A 19,969-nucleotide genomic window follows, 5' to 3' on the forward strand; every position below is an offset into this window, starting at 1 on the left:
GAAACAGCATTGCTACTCAATGCCAAGCGCACGCTTAACGGGTTTAAAACTCTTACGATGCTGATCAATGACACCGTGTTGTTCAATCGCTTCAAAGTGCGCTTTAGTTGGGTAGCCTTTGTGCTTAGCGAAACCAAACTCAGGGTGAAGCTTATCAAGCTCTTCCATCTCTTGATCACGCACCACTTTAGCGATAATCGAAGCGGCACTAATTTCAGCAACGCGTAAATCGCCTTTGACGACCGCTTGCGAGTCCATGGTTAACTCAGGGCAGCGGTTGCCATCAATCAGGGCTAAATCAGGTTGTACTTCTAAGCCAGAAATTGCTCTTTGCATCGCAACCATAGTCGCTTGCAAAATATTAAATTCGTCAATCTCTACAGGAGAGCAACGTCCCACCGACCAAGCTAGTGCTTTTTGTTTAATCTCAGGGAGTAACGCCAGACGCTTTTTCTCAGACAGCTTCTTTGAATCGTTCAAACCTTCGATTGGATTGTTAGGGTCTAAGATAACGGCGGCCGTCACAACATCGCCAACCAACGGTCCACGCCCAACCTCATCAACACCAGCGATACGAAGGTATCCCTGTGGATATTCAAATGGCGGTAATTCTTTGTTTTGTTTAGTCATCTTGTTAATCTCTGCCGATCAACTTAAGTACAGCTTTAGCGGCCTGTACATCGGCATCTTTGCGAATGAGTTTGTGCATATCAGTAAAGCGATCAATGAGCTCTTGGTTATCACTATTTAGCATCTTATCGACGGCAGGAACTAAGTACTCAGGAGCACATTGATCCAAAATAAACTCTTTAACCAACTCCTCACCCGCCAAAATATTTGGCAACGACACATGCTTGGTGATCGCCAACTTTTGCACCAACCATCCTGTTAATCGGTTCACTTTATAGCCAACCACCATTGGGCGCTTAAGCAGCATACATTCAAGAGCAACTGTACCTGAGGCAAGCAAGACTGCATCAGCAGCCGTAATCACGTTTCGCGCAGTGTCTTGAACAATAACAAAGTCGAGATCTGGCGCAACAGACTGCCAGATCTGTTCAAATTGCTGGCGACGTTTATCATTCACCGCAGCCACAACAAAGCCAATGTCTGGATGCTTTTTCTTGATTTCACGACAGGTTTGAATGAAGGGTTCAGCAATCAAGCCGACTTCACCGCCACGACTGCCAGGTAGTACAGCTAACCACTGCTTGTTTTGCTTTAGGCCAAGCAAGGCTCGCGCCTGTTGTTGATCCGGAACAAGCGGAATCGAGTCTGCTAAAGTGTGTCCAACAAACTCACACGCGACTTGGTACTTATCGTAGAATGCTTTTTCAAACGGTAAAAAAGCCAGAACAAGATCGGTCGCGGCATCAATTTTGAAGATACGTTTTGGACGCCATGCCCATACAGAAGGGCTGACATAGTGAACCGTTTTGATCCCCTTCTTCTTTAGATCGAGTTCAAGGCGTAAGTTGAAATCTGGAGCATCAATACCGACAAAGACATCCGGTGGATTATCGCTGAAATACTTTACCAAGTGAGCTTTCACTTTTAACAGCCTTGGTAGTCGTCCCAACACTTCAACCAAGCCCATAACAGCGAGCTCTTCCATATCGAACAGAGACTCACAGTCTTGAGCGATCATCTTCGGGCCACCAATGCCAACAAACTCTGCATCTGGATATTGTGCTTTTATCGCTTTGATAAAGCCTTCACCCAAAGTATCTCCTGACAGTTCGCCGGCGATAATGCCAATACGTAGTGGTTTTTCCATTGCTGAATGACCTACCTAATTTGTTGCTTTAAAAAGTAAAAAAGACCGCAACCGTAAGATTGCGATCTTTTATGCAGCTTCACAAGTGTTATTAGCGAATAATACCGCGCTCAGAAATCTCTAGCATATCTAGCATAGGTTTGATTGATTCAAACTCTTTCGCCATTTCAACTAGACTTGCTTTTGCGTCTTCAAGCGTTTTACCCGAACGGTAAATTTCTTTGTACGCTTTCTGCAAAGCACGGATTTCTGGCTTCTCAAAACCGTTACGCTTAAGACCTACTAGGTTTAGGCCAAACGGTGTTGCATGGTTACCTTGCGCAAGTACGTAAGGAAGCACGTCTTGAACAACAGCAGAGCAGCCGCCTGTGTATGAGTAAGCACCGATATTACAGAACGGGTGAATCGCTGAAAGAGCCATAACACCCGCATAGTCACCAAGGGTAACGTGACCACCAAGGATAGCATTGTTGCCAACGTGAGTATGGTTACCAACAATAACATCATGGGCGATGTGCGCGTTAACACACAGCAGGTTATCATTACCAATCACGGTTGTTGCTTTATCTTGAGTCGTGCCACGGTGGATTTGTACCGCTTCGCGGATTACGTTGCGATCACCGATCACTACGGTTGTCTCTTCTCCACCATATTTCTTGTCTTGGTTTTCTTCACCAATCACAGCGTGGGGGAAAATACGATTGTCTTTACCGATGGTTGTATGACCTTTGATCACAACATGTGACATCACTTCAGTACCTTCACCGATCTCGATCGTTCCCGAGATATAGGTGAATGGACCAACAGTCACATTAGCTGCGATTTTCACATCACCTTCAATTACAGCAGAAGGATGAATTTGAGCCGTTTCATGAATCATATTAAAACTCTCGACGAGCACATTTTAGTTCAGCAGAACATACTACTTCGCCGTCAACTTTTGCTGTGCCTTTGAATGCAGCAATACCACGGCGCTCTTTTAAGAATTCAACTTCAATCACCAGTTGGTCACCAGGTACCACTGGTTTACGGAACTTAGCACCGTCTACACTTGCGAAATAGTATAGCTCGTTGTCTGAAGGAGCACCGAATGATTTGAATGCCAATAAGCCAGTTGCCTGCGCCATTGCTTCAAGGATCAGTACTCCCGGGAATACAGGTAGTTGTGGGAAATGACCTGTAAACTGAGGCTCATTCACTGAAACATTCTTAATCGCCGTTAGATATTTCTCTTCTTGGAAATCAATCACACGATCAATAAGTAAGAAAGGGTAGCGATGCGGCAACAATTCCTGAATTTCAGTAATGTTCATCGTTTTGTTTTCAGTAGTCAAAGTCATATTCCTATATTGAATGCTAATTTTGTATCTGACGGGCATTATAGATGAAAAAGACCCGCAATACGCGAGCCTTTTTGAACCATGTTAGAGTTAGGCGTCTTTGTCGTTCTCTAGCAGCTTTTCAACCGCTTTTAGGCGCTTATTCATGTCATCAATACGATGCACACGAGTTGCTGTTTTACGCCACTCTTTATTTGGTTGTAGTGGGATGCCAGAAGAATACATACCTTTCTCTTCAATGCTGCGCATGACCATACCCATACCTGTAATTGTCACGCCATCGGTAATCTCAATGTGACCGTTTATCACAGCACCACCACCAATAATACAGTATTTGCCTATCTTAGTACTGCCTGCGATAATCGTACCACCCGCGATGGCTGTACCATATCCGATGTGTACGTTATGGGCGATCTGAAGCTGGTTATCAAGGATAACATTGTCTTCAATCACGGTGTCATCAAGCGCACCACGGTCAATGGTCGTACAAGAGCCAATTTCAACTCGATTACCTATACGCACAGAACCTAGCTGAGGGATCTTAACCCACTCACCTTTTTCGTTCGCATAACCAAAACCATCAGAGCCAATTACGGTATTTGCTTGCACCAGACAATCCGAGCCTAATGACACTTCATGGTAAATTGAAACATTCGACCATAGCTTAGTGTTGTTGCCAAGCTTGGCATTTTTCCCCACAAAACAGCCTGCGCCAATAACAACGTTATCACCTAGCTCAACACCCGACTCAATCACAGCATTAGCACCAACGGAAACATTGGCACCCAATTGAGCATTGTCAGCAATGACCGCTGAGGCAGCTATATCTTGAGCAGGAGCAGGTGTAGTGTCGAGCGCTTGCGCCACTTTAGCAAAGGCAACGTAAGGGTCATCAACGACAAGTACATTACCGGAGCAAAGCTCACGTTGTGCCTCTTTAACCATCACAAGTGTCGCTTTACACTCAGCAAGATGCTTTGCGTATTTAGGGTTAGACAGGAAAGTAACATGACCATCCTGTGCACTGTCCATTGGTGCTACCATGGTGACAACAGCCGTTGCATCACCATGTAGCTCTCCACCAGTAATCGTGGCCAATTCAGCCAAAGAAAGAGTCGTCATAAATAATTATTTTAGTGAGTCAATTACAGCTTTAGAAATATCATTTTCTGGTTTAGAAAAGCGCACAGCTTGCTGCTCCAGCACCATATCGAAGCCTTGCTTCTCAGCTACTTTATTGATTGCTGATTGAATCGTTTTAAATAGCTTTTGCTCTTCTTCCGCTTGACGACGCTGTCTTAGCTTTTCGAAAGACTGCGCTTTTAGCTTCAGTTCATTCTCTAGTTGGCCAATCTCTAGACGCAATTTGTCGATATCGTCTTGGCTCATCAACTCGCCATCGCGCTTGAGCTTTTCAACCTTACCCTTACCTTTAGCCTGAATGGCCTGAAGTTCAGAAGATTTATCTTTGAATTCATCTTGAAGCTTTTGCGCTACCACTTCACGCTGAGGAAGAGCCTGAAATACTTGAGCAGTGTTTACGTAACCAATCTTCTGAGCAGCTTCAGCAGCGTTGGCAAAAAAAGAAGACGTCATTACTAGAAGGCCAAGACCAGCCGCTTTAATAGTTTTGTTCACTGTATTTTCCTTTATATTAGAAGGTTCTGCCGATGGTGAATGTGAAGAATTCTTCGTCATCACCCTCATAAGATTTAATTGGTTTCGCAACGGAGAAGACTAGCGGCCCCATTGGAGACATCCATTGCAGCGCTGCACCGTATGAAGCACGGTAGTTCATTGGATCAGAGTAGTCATTGTAGTAGCGAGTACCTGTATATTTAGAGTCGTAAACAAACTCTGTATCCCACACGCTTGCCGCATCGACAAACATACTGGTACGAATCTGACTTCTGAAATCGTCAGAAGCAAATGGAGTCGGTACGATAAGCTCCATACTCGCTAGGGCGATAGCATTACCACCAACCGAGTCGTCAGTTGCTGTCAAACAAGAGTCGGTATTACAAGTACTTGGATTACCATTGACTGTGTAGACCGCTTTTGGACCTGCACTGTTCGAGCGGAAACCACGCAAAGTGGTAAAGCCACCTGCATAGTAGTTTTCGTAGAATGGGAACAAGTTATCATTGCCATCTGTCTTACCGTAACCATTCCCGTAACCTAAGCGGCCACGCATTAATAAGGTAAACTCATGCTTCTTAGTTAACGGCACATACTGTCTAACGTCATACTGCAGCTTAAAGTATTGTGCGTCAGAACTTGGTACGGTTGCCTTAGCAAATGCACGCTGATAGTTACCTGCTGTTGGGAAGTAACCTCGGTTCAAGTTATTGCGCGTCCACGACACATTCAAATCAAAGTCGTTGGTAATAATATCACCGTTCGGCTGACCAATACTTTGGGCAAACAGCTGGGCCTGATCGTAAGTCGGTACATTGCCAATCTTGTTGTGAGTTAAACCCACACCAAATTCGAAACGGTTAAGTTCATCAAATGGGAAACCCCATGTCAGACTCGCGCCATAACTTTCGTTGGTATAGTCAACGATGTTCGCTTCTTTCGCTTCGAATTCGTTGTAGAAGATCTTACCACCCAAACTGACACCATCGAGATTCCAGTATGGATCTCGGTAGTCTAAACTGACATTTTTCTGATAGTCATTCATCATCGCGTTGATACCAACGCGATTACCACTACCTGCGAAGTTATCTTGCTGCAGACCTACTTGGAAACTAATACCTGATTCAGTACCGTAGCCAACACCAAAGTTGATACTTCCTGAGTTAGCTTCCTTAACGTTGTAAACCAAATCTACTTGGTCTTCACTACCAGGCACGCGTACGGTTTGTACATCCACCGTTTCAAAGTAACCTAAACGATTAAGACGATTTTTACCTGTTTCAATCGATTTCGAGTTGAGCCAACTGCCTTCCATTTGACGCATTTCGCGGCGCAATACTTCATCTTTAGTTGCATTGTTGCCGACAAAACGAATGTCACGGACATAGATACGTTTACCCGCTTCTACATTCACCACCAAAGAAACTGATTGGTTCTCATCATCAAACTCAGGAATGGTACGCACTTGTGGGTAAGCATAACCCGCTTCACCAAGTAGTCGCTTAACATTCTCTTCTAAACTAGTGACCGCTGAACCGTTATAGGTTTCCCCCGCTTCGAACGTCACCAGTTTTTCAAATTCTTGTTCTTTACCGATTAACTCACCACGGAATTTGACATCTTTGACCGTGTACGGCAGACCTTCATTCAACCCTAGGGTGATATAAACGCCTTTTTTATCTGGTGAAATGGCAACCTGAGTAGAATCGATCTGAAACTTCAGATAACCACGATCTAAATAGTAAGATTTTAGCGCTTCGATATCACCTGCTAAGACTTGCTTTTGATACTTATCATCAGAAAGGAAGTTCCACCAGGCAACATCAACGTTCAGCTCAAAACGGTTTACTAGCTCTTCATCAGCGAACGTTTCGTTGCCAATAAAGTTGATCTGTTTAATCTTTGCCGACACACCTTCAGTAAAGACAAACTTAAGGTCACTACGGTTACGTGGCAGTGGTGTGACAACGGCTTTTACCGTCGCGTTGTATTTACCAACGCTGTAGTAGAAGTCTTCAAGGCCTTTTTCAATCGTTGATAGCGTTGTACGATCAAGAGCTTCACCCATCCGAATACCTGAAGCATCTAAGTTTTGCTGCAGCTGTTCTTCTTTAATCGCCTTGTTGCCTGAGAAGGAAATACTCGCGATAGTTGGACGCTCTTTTACTTGAACAACAAGCACATCGTTGTCGCGCAGAACTTTAATATCTTCAAAGTTGCCCGTAGCGTATAAAGCTCGGATCATCTCAGAAACATCTTGGTTCCCTACGGTATCGCCAATTCGTACTGGCATTTTCAATAGTGCCGCACCCAGTGCAACACGTTGTAAGCCTTCAATTTTAATATCTTGAACTACAAAGTTCTCGGCACCGTTTGCGCTCACGCTTGTCGCTAACAGGGTCGCAAACAGAATATTTTTCATCGCCATTTTGTTTTAGTTATTCCTTACTTCAACCTTTACTCGGCTATAGACGAGCAAAATCATTGAAAATTGCCACTGCCATAAGAGAGAAGATAATTGCACCGCCCACACGGTAACCCATTTCCTGAAACTTTTCTGGAACTGGGCGTCTTATTACAGCCTCAATAGCAAAAAACAATAAATGTCCGCCGTCCAACATTGGCAACGGTACAAGGTTAATAATCCCTAAGTTCACACTGATTAATGCAAGGAACCCTAGGAAGTAGACTAAGCCATAATCGGCTGTTGTCCCGGCTCCTTTCGCGATCGAAATAGGCCCACTCAAGTTATTAAGACCAACATCACCAACAATCAGTTTTTTCAACATGCTAATGGTTAAGTCAATGACCTGGCCTGTTTTTTCAACCGCCTTTCCGACTGATTCAATTACACCAAATTGCAGATCGAAGCGATAATTTTCTGGCCATTCTGCGACCTCAGGTGTAATTCCAGCAAAACCTATCACTCGTTGATTGGATAGCTCACGGCTATCAGGTGTAATCACTAATGATAAAAGCTCTCCATCACGCTCCACTTCAAGGTTCAATGGCTTGTTTGGGCTTTTGTGAATGCTTTCTACCACCTGCTGCCATTGGCCGATCTCAACACCATCAACCTTGGTCAGTAAATCACCTACTTTTAAACCAGCCCGCTCACCAGCCCCACCTTCTGACACATTAGTCAGCTTGGCTGTCACTGGCGGTGTAAATGGAACAAAGCCCAAGGCTGACATAGCAGACTCTTTCTCTGGGTCAAAGTTCCAATTCGTTAAGTCAAAATACTTAGTTTGCTCTATTCCCACCCCCTCTGCAGGAGCAACAGTCATGGTTAACTGATTATCACCAATATGAGAAATGAGCCCCATATTGACCGATTCCCAATCCGCAGTTTTGACGCCGGAAACGGCTTTAAGTTCCATTCCCGGCTCCAATCCCGCTTCGGCAGCAATAGAGTAAGGCGTAACTTGACCAACAACTGGTTTAACCGCAGGAACGCCAATTAGGAATACTAACCAGTAAGCAAATACCGCAAACAAGAAATTGAAAATGGGACCGGCAGCAACAATCGCCGTTCGCTTCCAAAGCGGCTTACGGTCAAAAGCAAACTCATGCTCACCTTCAGCCAGCTCGTCTAGTCGACCATCGAGCATTTTCACATAGCCGCCTAGAGGGATGACAGAAATGCTGTACTCTGTGCCATCCTTGCCGACTTTACTCCAAATTGATTTACCAAAACCAATCGAGAACTTTTCAACTCGAACGCCACATCGACGCGCTACCCAAAAATGGCCGAATTCATGTACTGCGACTAAAATGCCGAGTGCAATAATAAAGGAAACAAAATTCCAGATGATACCCGTCATAGTGTACGTCCACTTATGATATTGGCTGCTAACTCTCTTGCTATTCTATCTAGCTCAAGAATACTTTCCAAGTCAGCACAATGTGACTGACTGACTGAGGCGCAAAGTTTACTAACTACTTGTTCGTTTACTATTGCAATATCAGTAAACTTAAGTCGATGACTCAAAAAGGCATCGACTGCAATTTCATTAGCTGCATTAAGTAGAGTGGTTGCATGCTGCCCTTCGTAACACGCGTCAATCGCAAGCTTAAGGCACGGGTAACGAGCAAGATCAGGCTCAAGAAAGGTCAGCTCCCCTACCTTAGTAAAGTCGAGTGGTGCGACACCTGCCTTAACTCTCTCTGGATAAGACAGGGTTAATGCGATTGGTGTTGCCATATCGGGCTCGCCCATTTGCGCCAACACGGAGCCATCTCGATATTGGACCATAGAATGGATAACTGATTGAGGGTGAATGAGCACTTTTAGCTGATCACGAGAGGTGTTAAATAACCATTTCGCTTCAATATACTCCAACCCTTTGTTCATCATGGTCGCAGAGTCAACAGAAATCTTTGGCCCCATTGACCAATTAGGGTGAGCAATGGCTTGCTCCGGGGTTACTTCGCTTAAAGCGCTGATATCGCTGTAGCGGAAAGGACCACCAGAGCCAGTCAGTAGTATATTAGAGATCCCATGTTGCGTAAGATCACAGCGGCCTAAATGAGTTTGTACCTCACTAGGTAAACACTGAAAAATAGCATTATGCTCGCTGTCTACAGGGAGAAGTTCAGCGCCATATTCTTCAACCGCATCGATAAACAGTTGCCCAGACATTACCAGCGCTTCTTTGTTTGCAAGCAGCACGCGTTTACCTGCTTTTACTGCCGCCATGGTTGGTAATAGACCCGCAGCACCAACAATTGCTGCCATAACGGTATCAACCTCATCGCAAGATGAAATCTCACACATGGCATCAACACCGGCTCTCACTTCGGTACCAATTTTTAGTTCGATTAACTGAGCTTTTAGTTTCAGTGCAGCTTGTTCATCAACCATGACTGCATACTTAGGCTGCCACTTCTGACACAGCTGACGCATTTTGTCGACGTTCTGCCCGGCAGCAAGCGCTACTACTGAGAACTTTGCAGGGTTTTGCTCAATGACTTTGAACGTGCTTGCTCCAATTGAGCCAGTCGCACCTAAAATCGTTAACTTACGCATAGCAACAAACCATTAATGAATAGGGCAAGCCGAAGCTTGCCTTAAAATGTGAAGTAGAGGAATGCAAACACAGGGAAAGCGGCAGTCAAACTGTCTATACGGTCAAGTACACCGCCATGCCCTGGAATAATGTTGCTACTGTCTTTTATACCAGCTACGCGCTTGAACATGCTCTCAACCAGATCACCAAGCACTGAAATCACTACCGTCACCAGAGTGATACCAACCATAATAAACCCGCTAGCAAATTGAATATCAAACCAGAATGCCGTTCCCCAGCCGACTAGGATTGCAGTAATAATTCCGCCAATTAGGCCTTCTATAGTCTTATTTGGGCTAACGTATGGAGCCATCTTATTCTTGCCCATGCTCTTACCCGCGAAGTAGGCACCACTATCTGCAGCCCAAACAATGAAGCAAACGTACAGGACCAGTTTAGCACCGTGATAAGGGTCTGCATCGATGCCTTCTGCACGCAGAAGAAGCACACTCCAGAAGAATGGCAATAGAGTTAAAATGCCGAACCCATAACGCAAAAAGTTAGAACTTTGCCATAGAGAAGAAGATTTAGGATAAGTAATGGCAAGTGCGCTCGCGACTAACCACCAAATACAACCGATCCCTAGAATAATATAATGCGGTTGGGTGACCAAATTTAGGTTCAATGTATCGGACGGTACAAGCCATACCGTAACAGCACTAACTAACACTGTAGGAATCAAGGCGAACATCCGTGACGATGTATCAACAAATTGAGTCCATTCCCAGAACCCGATCAGCGTTACGGCGCCAATCGCGACCATAAACATAGGTAGAGAAAGTTTGAATATGCCTAATATTACCAATGGCGCTAAGATAAGCGCCGTTATAATTCTTTGTTTCAAGCTTTGATCCTTTATTCGCTTTCCATCAGAGCTTTAACTTGTTCACCTGTGCAACCAAAACGGCGCTCACGGTTTACAAACCAAGTTACGGCTTCAATCAAGCTATTTTCATCGAACTCTGGCCAGTAAATCGGAGTGAAGTACATTTCAGCGTAAGCCATCTGCCACAACATAAAGTTACTGATGCGGCATTCTCCACTGGTTCGAATCATCAAATCAACTTCAGGTAAATCTGCCATAGTGAGATGCTTGGTGATTAGCTCTTCGCTAATATCATCTTGATTCAACTCACCTGCGGCAACCTTAGCTGAAATTGCTTTCGTCGCCTGCATAATATCCCACTTACCGCCATAATTAGCTGCGATATTGATGACCATGCCTGAATTGCCTTCGGTCAAAGCTTCAGCCTGTGCAATCTTCTTTTGCAAACGCTCGTTAAAGCGCGACGTGTCACCAATAATACGTAAGCGTAAGTTGTTCTTATGCAGTTTTTTTACTTCAGTTGAAAGTACGGTAATAAATAGCTCCATCAACACACCGACTTCCTCTTCAGGTCGTCGCCAGTTTTCACTGCTAAACGCAAACAAGGTAACAGCTTTGATACCTAGCTTTGCAGAAGTTGAAATCGTTTTACGTACGGCAGCAACACCATTCTTATGCCCAAAGACACGTGGCTTACCTTGTGCTTTGGCCCAACGACCATTGCCATCCATGATGATTGCGATATGTTTCGGGAGTAAATCAGGAGAGAGTTGTGAGTTTTGCATAAGACGTTGATGAATAATCAGCAGGGGACAGAGAGTAGCATAAAAAAGCGCTGTGCTGCGAGCACAGCGCTCTTTATTGAGAAAGTTTATGGAGAATTAGACTTCCATCAACTCTTTTTCTTTCGCTGCTAACACTTCATCAACTTGTTTCACAGCTGTATCAGTAATTTTCTGAATCTCTTCTTGACCTTTACGATCTTCGTCTTCAGAAATTTCTTTGTCTTTTAGTAGCGCTTTTAGATCACCGTTAGCGTCACGACGAATGTTACGAATCGCAACACGGCCGCCTTCAGCTTCACCACGTACGATTTTAACTAGGTCTTTACGACGTTCTTCCGTTAGTGGTGGAAGTGGAACACGAATGATAGTACCAGCGGACATAGGGTTTAGACCTAGGTCAGACATCATGATCGCTTTTTCAACTTTTTGTGTTAGCTCTTTATCAAATACTGTGATTGCCAGTGTACGAGCATCTTCAGCGACTACGTTCGCAACCTGGTTTAGAGGCGTTGGCGCACCGTAGTACTCCACAGAGATACCAGACAGTAGACTTGGGTGTGCACGGCCTGTGCGAACTTTAGAAAGGTTGTTTTTTAGCGCTTCTACGCTTTTATCCATGCGCTCTTGAGCGTCTTGTTTGATTTCGTTAATCACAATATCACCTTAATGTGTAAATCTTTCTTGAAGAAAGCTTAATCGGGAGTTTTCAAAAGGCAATACCGCAGTACAATTCATTTATACTGCGGCGATAAGAATTATTCAGCGTCGCTGATTAGCGTGCCTTCTGCTTCACCCATAACCACGCGACGAAGTGCGCCTGGCTTATTCATATTGAATACACGGATTGGCATTTTGTGGTCACGTGCCAATGTAAATGCTGCCAAATCCATTACTTTTAGTTCTTTTTCAAGAACAGCATTGAATGAAAGCTTATCATACAGCTCTGCGTCTGGGTTTGCTACTGGGTCTGCGGTAAATACACCATCAACTTTTGTCGCTTTTAGAACTACATCCGCTTCAATCTCAATTCCGCGCAAACATGCAGCAGAGTCAGTGGTAAAAAATGGATTCCCCGTACCTGCAGAGAAGATAACCACACGGCCTTGACGTAGTTCGCGAATTGCATCTGCCCAGTTGTAGTCGTCACACACACCCTTAAGAGGAATTGCAGACATTACGCGAGCGTTTACATAAGCACGGTGCAGGGCATCACGCATCGCTAGACCATTCATTACCGTTGCTAGCATCCCCATGTGGTCACCGACAACACGGTTCATACCAGCTTCAGCAAGACCGGCACCACGGAAAAGGTTACCACCACCGATAACCACACCAACTTGAACACCAAGTTCAACCAGCTCTTTTACTTCTTGGGCCATACGATCAAGAACCGCAGGATCAATGCCGAAACCATCTTCTCCTTGAAGAGCTTCGCCACTCAGTTTTAACAGAATACGTTGATACGCTGGTTTAGGGTTCGTAGTCATGGAGTTTACCTTCCAAAAGAGAGTTGTTGATTAACAGTCATGGATTGAGACTTAAAAAGTCTACATCCATCACGGCTAAACGATTGTCCGTTAGTCGTAAAAAGACCGCAGCCTTGGCTACGGTCTAAACTTTGTGCGTATCTCTAAGGATTAACCTTTTTGAGCAGCAGCTACTTCTTCAGCGAAGCTCATTTCTTCTGCTTTCTCGATACCTTCACCTACTTCTAGGCGAACGAATGTAGCAACAGAAGCGCCTTTTTCTTTCAGCATTTCACCTACAGATTTCTTAGGCTCCATGATGAATGCTTGACCAGTTAGAGAGATTTCGCCCGTGAATTTCTTCATACGGCCAACAACCATTTTCTCTGCGATCTCAGCAGGCTTGCCTTCGTTCATAGCAATTTCAACTTGAACTTCTTTCTCTTTAGCGACTACGTCAGCTGGCACGTCTTCTGGGTTAACGTACTCTGGCTTAGAAGCAGCAACGTGCATTGCAACGTGCTTAAGAGTTTCAGCATCGCCTTCACCAGCAACAACTACACCGATCTTCTCGCCGTGACGGTAAGAAGCAATAGCAGTACCTTCAACGTATTGAACGCGACGGATGTTGATGTTTTCACCGATCTTAGCAACTAGAGCAATACGTTCTTCTTCGAATTTAGCCACTAGCTCTTCAACAGAAGCTTTAGATGCAAGAGCGTCTGCTGCAACTTTCTCTGCAAATGCAGTGAAGTTACCATCTTTAGCAACAAAGTCAGTTTGGCAGTTAACTTCAAGAAGAACAGCAACACCATTTTCTTCTTTGATGATGATTGCGCCTTCAGCAGCTACGTTACCTGCTTTCTTAGCAGCTTTAGCAGCACCTGATTTACGCATGTTTTCGATTGCTAGTTCGATGTCAGCGTTTGCTTCAACAAGCGCTTTCTTACATTCCATCATGCCCGCGCCAGTACGTTCGCGCAGTTCTTTAACTAGAGCAGCAGTAACAGCCATTCTCTATTCCTCAGTTGATTCTGTATTTGGTAAAAAACAGGGGCCTACATTTTCGGCCCCTGCTGATAACTATAACTCAGTTTATGCGACAACTAAGTTGCACATAATCTAAGTGTGACTCGGAGCCGCTATTATTCAGCTTCTACGAAACCATCTTTTTCAGCAGCTACCGCTACGTCTTTGTTACGACCTTCAGTTACTGAAGTTGCAGCAGCGTTTAGGTAAAGCTGAACTGCACGGATCGCATCGTCGTTACCTGGGATGATGTAGTCAACGCCGTCTGGGTTAGAGTTAGTATCTACTACAGCGTAAACTGGAATACCTAGGTTGTTTGCTTCTTTAATCGCAATGTGTTCGTGATCAGCATCGATTACGAATAGAGCGTCTGGTAGGCCGCCCATATCTTTGATACCACCAAGAGATTTCTCTAGCTTCTCCATTTCACGAGTGCGCATTAGAGCTTCTTTCTTAGTTAGTTTGTCAAAAGTACCGTCTTGAGCTTGAGCTTCAAGTTCTTTTAGACGCTTGATTGACTGACGAACAGTTTTGTAGTTTGTAAGCATACCGCCTAACCAGCGGTTGTTTACGTAAAACTGGTTGCTTGCGATTGCAGCTTCTTTAACAGCTTCAGATGCAGCGCGCTTAGTACCTACGAATAGAACTTTACCTTTCTTCTCGCCAACTTTAGCTAGTTCAGCTAGAGCGTCGTTGAACATTGGTACAGTTTTTTCTAGGTTGATGATATGAACCTTGTTACGAGCACCAAAGATGAATGGCTTCATTTTTGGGTTCCAGTAACGAGTTTGGTGACCAAAGTGAACACCAGCTTTTAGCATATCGCGCATTGATACAGTTGCCATTTTAAAATCCTCTATGGGGTTAGGCCTCCACATCCCCCATAACTCCGACTAGGCTTCTGCCCAGCACCCCGGAATATGTGACGGAATGTGTGTGATTTAAAGATAAAAGTTAGTTGGAAGTAATAAGCTTCGCCACTCAATAATTTATTAAGCAAAGAAAACTGACCACATTTCCGGCGCGCTTTATACCATATTTTTACCCTTGGTGGCTAGTAAAAAACGCTCTGCACTGTAGCAAAATACACTAAACCCGGCCTTAAACCTATTAGAAGAATCATTCTCATTATGAGGCGTTCCTGCTAGAATGCGCCCATTCGGCGCCTCAGAGTGCAACCAAATAAGTAGAGAAAGCCAATGTCAATCAAGATTAAAACAGCTGAAGAAATCGAACGTATGCGAGTAGCGGGCGCTTTGGCCGCAGAGATCCTAGAGATGATCGAACCTCACATCAAAGAGGGGGTGACAACAGACGAATTGAATCAGATTTGTCACGACTACGGGATTGAAAAAGGTGCATACTCTGCCCCACTTGATTACCACGGATTTCCAAAATCAATCTGTACTTCAATCAACCATATCGTCTGTCATGGTATTCCCGCCTCTGCAGACGAAGTGGGTAGCAACGGCCAAGTGAAACCTGCGGTACTAAAAAACGGCGATATCATTAATGTTGATATCACAGTAATTATCCCGAATGATACTAATGCGGACCTGTCAGTACGCCCGGAAGGCTACCATGGTGACACATCAAAAATGTTCTTTGTTGGTGATGTTTCACCGGCAGACAAACGCCTATGTATGGTAACTCAAGAAGCTCTTTACGTGGGTATGCGTAAGGTGAAACCAGGCGCGACCGTAGGTGATATCGGCACGTCAATTGAAAAGTACATCAAAGAGAACAACAAAAAGAACCCACGCAACAAGTTCTCTATTGTCAAAGATTTCTGTGGTCACGGCATTGGCAATGAGTTCCATGAAGAGCCGCAGATCGTGCACTACAAGAACCAAGATCGCCGCGTTTTAAAAGAAGGCATGTGTTTTACTATCGAACCTATGATTAATGCAGGCAAGTTTGGTGTTACCGTCGATGCAGAAGACGACTGGACGGTATACACAGGCGATAACAAAAAATCAGCGCAGTATGAGCACACCATCTTGGTTACCAAGACAGGTTGTGAAGTTTTAACATTACGTAGCGACGATACCATTCCACGAATGATGAGCAACGCTTAATCAAAATCAGCCTACAATATCCCCGCTTCGTCGGGGATATTTTTTTATTGGCACCATTTTGTTAGATTAGTTCTCTATAGGACTATTTTGCATGGATTCGCTGTATGCCCTTTCAATCACCACTCACGTTTAAAGACACCCAGATTTCGATTAGCGAGCTAAAAAGCCAACTCGAACACTTTGCTAATTATCAAAAACAAGAGTTCCTCGCTCACCACCCAGTGACTGATTTAGTCTTAGGTAGAGCGGAGTATATTGATTTGCTGCTCAACCGCCTATGGGACCATTTCGGTTTCGCTAACTTACCAAACATCAGTCTCGTCGCGGTAGGCGGATATGGCCGAGGAGAGCTACATCCTCTGTCGGATATCGATATTCTCGTCGTTTCGCGTAAGACTCTTCCTGAGTCACTTGCGGGTAAAGTAAGTGAGTTCATTACCTTACTGTGGGATTTACGCTTGGAGGTAGGTCACGCGGTTCGAAGTGTCGAAGAGTGTGCAGCTATTGGTAAAGACGACCTTACCGTTGCCACAAACCTACAAGAAGCCCGGCTACTGTGTGGCTGTGAAGATACCTTCCACCAACTAAGGGGGGTTATTCACTCCGAGTCATTCTGGCCCAGTGAAGTCTTCTACAAAGCAAAAGTACAAGAGCAACGCGACCGCCACGCGCGATTCCATGATACCACCTACAATTTAGAACCTGACATAAAGTCCACCCCTGGTGGTTTAAGAGATATACATACCCTGAGTTGGGTTGCTCGTCGCCATTTTGGGGCGACCTCTCTACTTGAGATGAGCCAATACGGCTTCCTTACCGACGCAGAGTACCGTGAACTGGTCGAATGTCAGGACTTCCTATGGCGAGTTCGTTTCGCCCTACACATAGAACTAAAACGCTATGACAACCGACTCACATTTGCTCACCAAACACAGGTAGCGGAGAACTTAGGCTATTCGGGTGAAGGCAATCGTGGTGTCGAGATGATGATGAAGGAGTTCTACCGCACTCTTCGTCGCGTTGCTGAGCTAAACAAGATGCTGCTTAAGCTGTTTGATCAAGCGATCCTCAACAATGGCATTGAAGCAGATCCAGAAATCCTCAGTGACGACTTCCAACGCAGAGGGCACTTGATCGAAGCTCGTAAGCCTGCACTATTCCAAGCTCGCCCTGAAACGATTTTGGATATGTTCCTGCATATTGCTAATGACTCTACCATTGAGGGCGTAGCGCCGCCGACAATGCGACAATTGCGTACCGCACGCCGACGACTGAATAAGTTTCTGCATACCATTCCTGAAGCAAGAGAGAGATTCCTCGATCTATGCCGACACCCAAACGCGCTGCACAAAGCCTTTAGCTTGATGCACAAACTTGGTGTCTTGGCGGCTTACCTCCCACAGTGGAGCCAAATCGTCGGTCAGATGCAGTTTGACCTGTTCCACGTTTACACCGTTGATGAACATAGTGTGAGGTTGTTAAAACACATCAATACCTTTAGTGATCCTAGTAATCATGGCAAGCACCCTATCTGTTGCGAGGTATATCCGCGTATTCACAAGAAAGAGTTGCTCATCATCGCCGCTATTTTCCACGATATAGGTAAAGGTCGAGGTGGTGATCACTCTGTGATTGGTGAAGGTGAAGCTTACGATTTCTGTATCGAACATGGCTTATCGAAGCCAGAAGCTAAGCTGGTCGCATGGTTAGTAAGACATCACTTACTGATGTCTGTCACCGCACAGAGACGTGATATCTACGATCCAGAGGTGATCACCGAGTTTGCGAAAAAAGTGCGCGACGAAGAGTACTTAGAGTATCTGGTCTGTTTAACCGTTGCCGATATCTGCGCGACAAACCCTGAGTTGTGGAACAGTTGGAAGCGCACCTTGCTTGCTGAGCTGTACTATTCCACTCAGCGTGCTCTGCGCCGCGGGTTAGAGAACCCCGTCGACGTCAGAGAGCGTATTCGTCATAACCAACATCTTGCTTCAGCCCTGCTGCGCAAAGAAGGCTTTAACGCACGAGAAATTGAAGTTCTTTGGCAAAGGTTTAAAGCCGACTACTTCTTACGCCATACCCATAAACAAATTGCTTGGCACTGTGCACACCTATTGCGTCATCAAGACCACTCACAGCCGTTGATCTTAATATCGAAAAAAGCCACCCGCGGCGGCACTGAAGTTTTTGTTTACAGCAAAGACCAACATGCCCTGTTTGCGAGTGTGGTAGCAGAGCTTGACCGCAGGAACTTTAACGTTCACGACGCCCAAGTTATGACCAGTAAAGATGGCTATGTGCTCGATACCTTTATGGTGCTGGACCAAAATGGCGATGTTGTCGATGAAAGTCGACACAAAGCAGTTATCAAGCATCTTGCTCACGTTTTGGAAGACGGACGCCCAACCAAAATCAAGACCCGACGTGTGCCGCGAAATTTACAGCACTTTAAGGTCAACACGAAGGTTGACTTCCTACCGACTAAGAGTAAGAAACGCACCTTGCTAGAGTTTGTCGCTCTTGATACCCCAGGCTTGCTCGCTACAGTCGGCGCCACCTTTGCTGATTCGGGGGTTCACCTCCATGCCGCTAAAATTACCACTATCGGCGAACGCGCCGAGGATCTATTTATTATCACCAGTGAAAATGGTGGCAAATTGAGTGAAGAGCAACAGCAAGAACTCAGAGACAAACTAATAAAAAACGTCGCAGAACTAGCACCTTGAGAGATCTCGACCACAAGTTACTAACTTGAAAAAAAAAGCACTGTCTACCACGATCATAGGCTGCTACATTAATAGTGAATTGTTCATTCCCTGCTCATTTTGGGGTGGGGATAATTACTGCAACACAATAGAGGTAGCCTATGTATCCACACCTCACAGGTTTAGGTATACACGATCCTAAACAAATTGAGCGCTATTCCCTTCGCCAAGAAGCGCACAAGGATGTGTTAAAAATCTATTTTCGTAAGCAAAAAGGTGAGTTGTTTGCGAAAAGCGTCAAGTTCAAATACCCGCGACAGGTAAAAAATGTGCTTGTCGATAGCGGCAGTCACAGCTATAAAGAAGTCACTGAAATAAACCGCAACCTGACTTTAGTCATCGACGAACTTAATAAGATAACTAAACCAGTGAAGACTGCAGAGATCGACATTAAAGAGAAGATTTTGTCGGATCTACGCCATCTTGAGAAAGTCGTCTCAAGTAAAATTGCTGAGATTGAATCGGATTTAGATAAGCTTAAATAACGAACGCCGCGATTCGGGGTTCGAGAAGCGAGAAGGGTTAGCACTAGTGCTAACCCTTCTTGTATTGTCGTCATCCTCAAGAGTGAGGAACGAACGAGTTGGGGAGCTCTGAAACGAGTAGAACATCTTACGAGGTTCCCTACTCCTTCCTGCGTCAGTCTATGGAATGACGAGGCCTTTACGCCGTTTCCAGATCGGCCTTAAACCAGCCAGCCTGCGTATTTGCCGACTAGATAGAGAGCCACACCCGCCATAACGCCAGCAACAATATCATCGACCATGATACCCAAGCCGCCATGGACACGCTTATCTAGCCAGCCAATTGGCCAAGGTTTAACCATGTCGAAGAAACGAAACAGAACAAAGCCCGTGACTAGCCACTTCCAGTCCGTTGCCGACAAGTTAAATATAGGCACCACCAACATAGTAATCCAAAAACCTGCGAATTCATCCCAGACAATTGAGCCGTGGTCGTGCACGCCCATATCATCTGAGGTGACTTGGCAGATCTTAATACCAACGATACAAGAAACAGCCACTGCAACAATGTAAAGTGGCAATGGCAGTTGCACCAGCAGCAAATAGAAAGGGATAGCCGCTACCGTACCCATGGTGCCCGGTACGACGGGGGATAATCCACTGCCGAACCCCGTCGCCAATAAATGCCAAGGATTTTTTAAAGAGATAAGTGATAAAGGGTTAGTCATAGTC

At 45.0% G+C, this 19,969-nt stretch carries 19 protein-coding genes; 3 read left to right on the forward strand and 16 right to left on the reverse strand.

Annotated elements, in window-relative coordinates; genetic code table 11:
• Nucleotides 1-12 precede the first annotated feature (12 nt).
• The 15 genes from rnhB to rpsB form a co-directional block, all read right to left on the reverse strand.
• Nucleotides 13-630 carry a ribonuclease HII gene (rnhB, locus tag ZX61_RS00580; RefSeq protein ID WP_049842793.1) on the reverse strand — a complete coding sequence of 206 codons (618 nt, stop codon included), beginning with the start codon at nt 628-630 and terminating at the stop codon, nt 13-15.
• A 4-nt stretch (nt 631-634) separates the two neighbouring features.
• Nucleotides 635-1,777 (reverse strand): lipid-A-disaccharide synthase, encoded by a 1,143-nt coding sequence (gene lpxB / locus ZX61_RS00585; protein ID WP_049842794.1) that lies wholly within the window; start codon nt 1,775-1,777, stop codon nt 635-637.
• Nucleotides 1,778-1,868: 91 nt separating this feature from the next.
• Nucleotides 1,869-2,657, reverse strand: a complete 789-nt coding sequence (gene lpxA / locus ZX61_RS00590) for an acyl-ACP--UDP-N-acetylglucosamine O-acyltransferase (RefSeq protein WP_049842795.1) — start codon at nt 2,655-2,657, stop codon at nt 1,869-1,871.
• 1 nt (nt 2,658) lies between these two features.
• The gene (gene fabZ / locus ZX61_RS00595) at nt 2,659-3,111 is read right to left on the reverse strand and encodes a 3-hydroxyacyl-ACP dehydratase FabZ (protein ID WP_139152290.1); all 453 of its coding nucleotides are present in this window, start codon (nt 3,109-3,111) and stop codon (nt 2,659-2,661) included.
• A gap of 96 nt (nt 3,112-3,207) precedes the next feature.
• Complete coding sequence (gene lpxD / locus ZX61_RS00600; protein ID WP_049842797.1) at nt 3,208-4,239, reverse strand: UDP-3-O-(3-hydroxymyristoyl)glucosamine N-acyltransferase; 1,032 nt, start codon at nt 4,237-4,239, stop codon at nt 3,208-3,210.
• Nucleotides 4,240-4,245: 6 nt separating this feature from the next.
• Nucleotides 4,246-4,755 carry an OmpH family outer membrane protein gene (locus ZX61_RS00605; protein ID WP_049842798.1) on the reverse strand — a complete coding sequence of 170 codons (510 nt, stop codon included), beginning with the start codon at nt 4,753-4,755 and terminating at the stop codon, nt 4,246-4,248.
• A gap of 16 nt (nt 4,756-4,771) precedes the next feature.
• Nucleotides 4,772-7,183 carry an outer membrane protein assembly factor BamA gene (gene bamA / locus ZX61_RS00610; RefSeq protein ID WP_049842799.1) on the reverse strand — a complete coding sequence of 804 codons (2,412 nt, stop codon included), beginning with the start codon at nt 7,181-7,183 and terminating at the stop codon, nt 4,772-4,774.
• Nucleotides 7,184-7,220: 37 nt separating this feature from the next.
• Nucleotides 7,221-8,579: a sigma E protease regulator RseP gene (gene rseP, locus ZX61_RS00615; RefSeq protein WP_049842800.1), complete on the reverse strand. Its 1,359-nt coding sequence runs from the start codon at nt 8,577-8,579 to the stop codon at nt 7,221-7,223.
• Complete coding sequence (gene ispC / locus ZX61_RS00620; RefSeq protein ID WP_049842801.1) at nt 8,576-9,784, reverse strand: 1-deoxy-D-xylulose-5-phosphate reductoisomerase; 1,209 nt, start codon at nt 9,782-9,784, stop codon at nt 8,576-8,578. The genes rseP and ispC overlap by 4 nt, the downstream gene beginning before the upstream one ends.
• Nucleotides 9,785-9,825: 41 nt before the next feature.
• Nucleotides 9,826-10,668: a phosphatidate cytidylyltransferase gene (locus tag ZX61_RS00625; RefSeq protein WP_049842802.1), complete on the reverse strand. Its 843-nt coding sequence runs from the start codon at nt 10,666-10,668 to the stop codon at nt 9,826-9,828.
• Nucleotides 10,669-10,679: 11 nt separating this feature from the next.
• Entirely contained in the window at nt 10,680-11,435 is a 756-nt protein-coding gene (locus tag ZX61_RS00630; RefSeq protein ID WP_049842803.1) for a polyprenyl diphosphate synthase, read from the reverse strand.
• Nucleotides 11,436-11,531: 96 nt separating this feature from the next.
• The gene (gene frr / locus ZX61_RS00635; protein ID WP_049842804.1) at nt 11,532-12,089 is read right to left on the reverse strand and encodes a ribosome recycling factor; all 558 of its coding nucleotides are present in this window, start codon (nt 12,087-12,089) and stop codon (nt 11,532-11,534) included.
• Between the two features lie 101 nt (nt 12,090-12,190).
• Complete coding sequence (pyrH, locus tag ZX61_RS00640; RefSeq protein ID WP_038139540.1) at nt 12,191-12,922, reverse strand: UMP kinase; 732 nt, start codon at nt 12,920-12,922, stop codon at nt 12,191-12,193.
• A 150-nt stretch (nt 12,923-13,072) separates the two neighbouring features.
• The gene (gene tsf / locus ZX61_RS00645; RefSeq protein WP_049842805.1) at nt 13,073-13,915 is read right to left on the reverse strand and encodes a translation elongation factor Ts; all 843 of its coding nucleotides are present in this window, start codon (nt 13,913-13,915) and stop codon (nt 13,073-13,075) included.
• Between the two features lie 131 nt (nt 13,916-14,046).
• A complete protein-coding gene (rpsB, locus tag ZX61_RS00650) occupies nt 14,047-14,775 on the reverse strand; it encodes a 30S ribosomal protein S2 (RefSeq protein ID WP_049842806.1) in 729 nt (242 codons plus the stop codon).
• A gap of 354 nt (nt 14,776-15,129) precedes the next feature.
• Between rpsB and map the strand changes: the two genes are divergently transcribed.
• The 3 genes from map to ZX61_RS00665 all read left to right on the forward strand — a co-directional run bounded on the left by map (nt 15,130) and on the right by ZX61_RS00665 (nt 19,258).
• Nucleotides 15,130-16,008 (forward strand): type I methionyl aminopeptidase, encoded by an 879-nt coding sequence (gene map, locus ZX61_RS00655; RefSeq protein ID WP_049842807.1) that lies wholly within the window; start codon nt 15,130-15,132, stop codon nt 16,006-16,008.
• A 104-nt stretch (nt 16,009-16,112) separates the two neighbouring features.
• Complete coding sequence (gene glnD, locus ZX61_RS00660) at nt 16,113-18,734, forward strand: bifunctional uridylyltransferase/uridylyl-removing protein GlnD (RefSeq protein WP_049842808.1); 2,622 nt, start codon at nt 16,113-16,115, stop codon at nt 18,732-18,734.
• A 140-nt stretch (nt 18,735-18,874) separates the two neighbouring features.
• Nucleotides 18,875-19,258, forward strand: a complete 384-nt coding sequence (locus ZX61_RS00665; RefSeq protein ID WP_049842809.1) for a DUF3461 family protein — start codon at nt 18,875-18,877, stop codon at nt 19,256-19,258.
• Between the two features lie 200 nt (nt 19,259-19,458).
• Here ZX61_RS00665 and pgpA read toward each other — a convergent pair whose 3' ends face one another.
• Nucleotides 19,459-19,965 carry a phosphatidylglycerophosphatase A gene (gene pgpA, locus ZX61_RS00670; protein ID WP_049842810.1) on the reverse strand — a complete coding sequence of 169 codons (507 nt, stop codon included), beginning with the start codon at nt 19,963-19,965 and terminating at the stop codon, nt 19,459-19,461.
• Nucleotides 19,966-19,969 lie beyond the last annotated feature (4 nt).

It is taken from the genome of Vibrio sp. VPAP30 (assembly GCF_001188205.1).
GTDB lineage: Bacteria > Pseudomonadota > Gammaproteobacteria > Enterobacterales > Vibrionaceae > Vibrio > Vibrio bivalvicida.

Bases quoted from the DNA above. Each gene is read 5' to 3' on its own strand.
- lpxD (WP_049842797.1), bottom strand. From the start codon at position 4,239: ATGACGACTCTTTCTTTGGCTGAATTGGCCACGATTACTGGTGGAGAG.
- ZX61_RS00630 (WP_049842803.1), bottom strand. From the start codon at position 11,435: ATGCAAAACTCACAACTCTCTCCTGATTTACTCCCGAAACATATCGCA.
- pgpA (WP_049842810.1), bottom strand. From the start codon at position 19,965: ATGACTAACCCTTTATCACTTATCTCTTTAAAAAATCCTTGGCATTTA.
- lpxB (WP_049842794.1), bottom strand. From the start codon at position 1,777: ATGGAAAAACCACTACGTATTGGCATTATCGCCGGCGAACTGTCAGGA.
- tsf (WP_049842805.1), bottom strand. From the start codon at position 13,915: ATGGCTGTTACTGCTGCTCTAGTTAAAGAACTGCGCGAACGTACTGGC.
- rnhB (WP_049842793.1), bottom strand. From the start codon at position 630: ATGACTAAACAAAACAAAGAATTACCGCCATTTGAATATCCACAGGGA.
- ispC (WP_049842801.1), bottom strand. From the start codon at position 9,784: ATGCGTAAGTTAACGATTTTAGGTGCGACTGGCTCAATTGGAGCAAGC.
- map (WP_049842807.1), top strand. From the start codon at position 15,130: ATGTCAATCAAGATTAAAACAGCTGAAGAAATCGAACGTATGCGAGTA.
- rseP (WP_049842800.1), bottom strand. From the start codon at position 8,579: ATGACGGGTATCATCTGGAATTTTGTTTCCTTTATTATTGCACTCGGC.
- lpxA (WP_049842795.1), bottom strand. From the start codon at position 2,657: ATGATTCATGAAACGGCTCAAATTCATCCTTCTGCTGTAATTGAAGGT.
- ZX61_RS00665 (WP_049842809.1), top strand. From the start codon at position 18,875: ATGTATCCACACCTCACAGGTTTAGGTATACACGATCCTAAACAAATT.
- pyrH (WP_038139540.1), bottom strand. From the start codon at position 12,922: ATGACTACGAACCCTAAACCAGCGTATCAACGTATTCTGTTAAAACTG.
- rpsB (WP_049842806.1), bottom strand. From the start codon at position 14,775: ATGGCAACTGTATCAATGCGCGATATGCTAAAAGCTGGTGTTCACTTT.
- glnD (WP_049842808.1), top strand. From the start codon at position 16,113: ATGCCCTTTCAATCACCACTCACGTTTAAAGACACCCAGATTTCGATT.
- bamA (WP_049842799.1), bottom strand. From the start codon at position 7,183: ATGGCGATGAAAAATATTCTGTTTGCGACCCTGTTAGCGACAAGCGTG.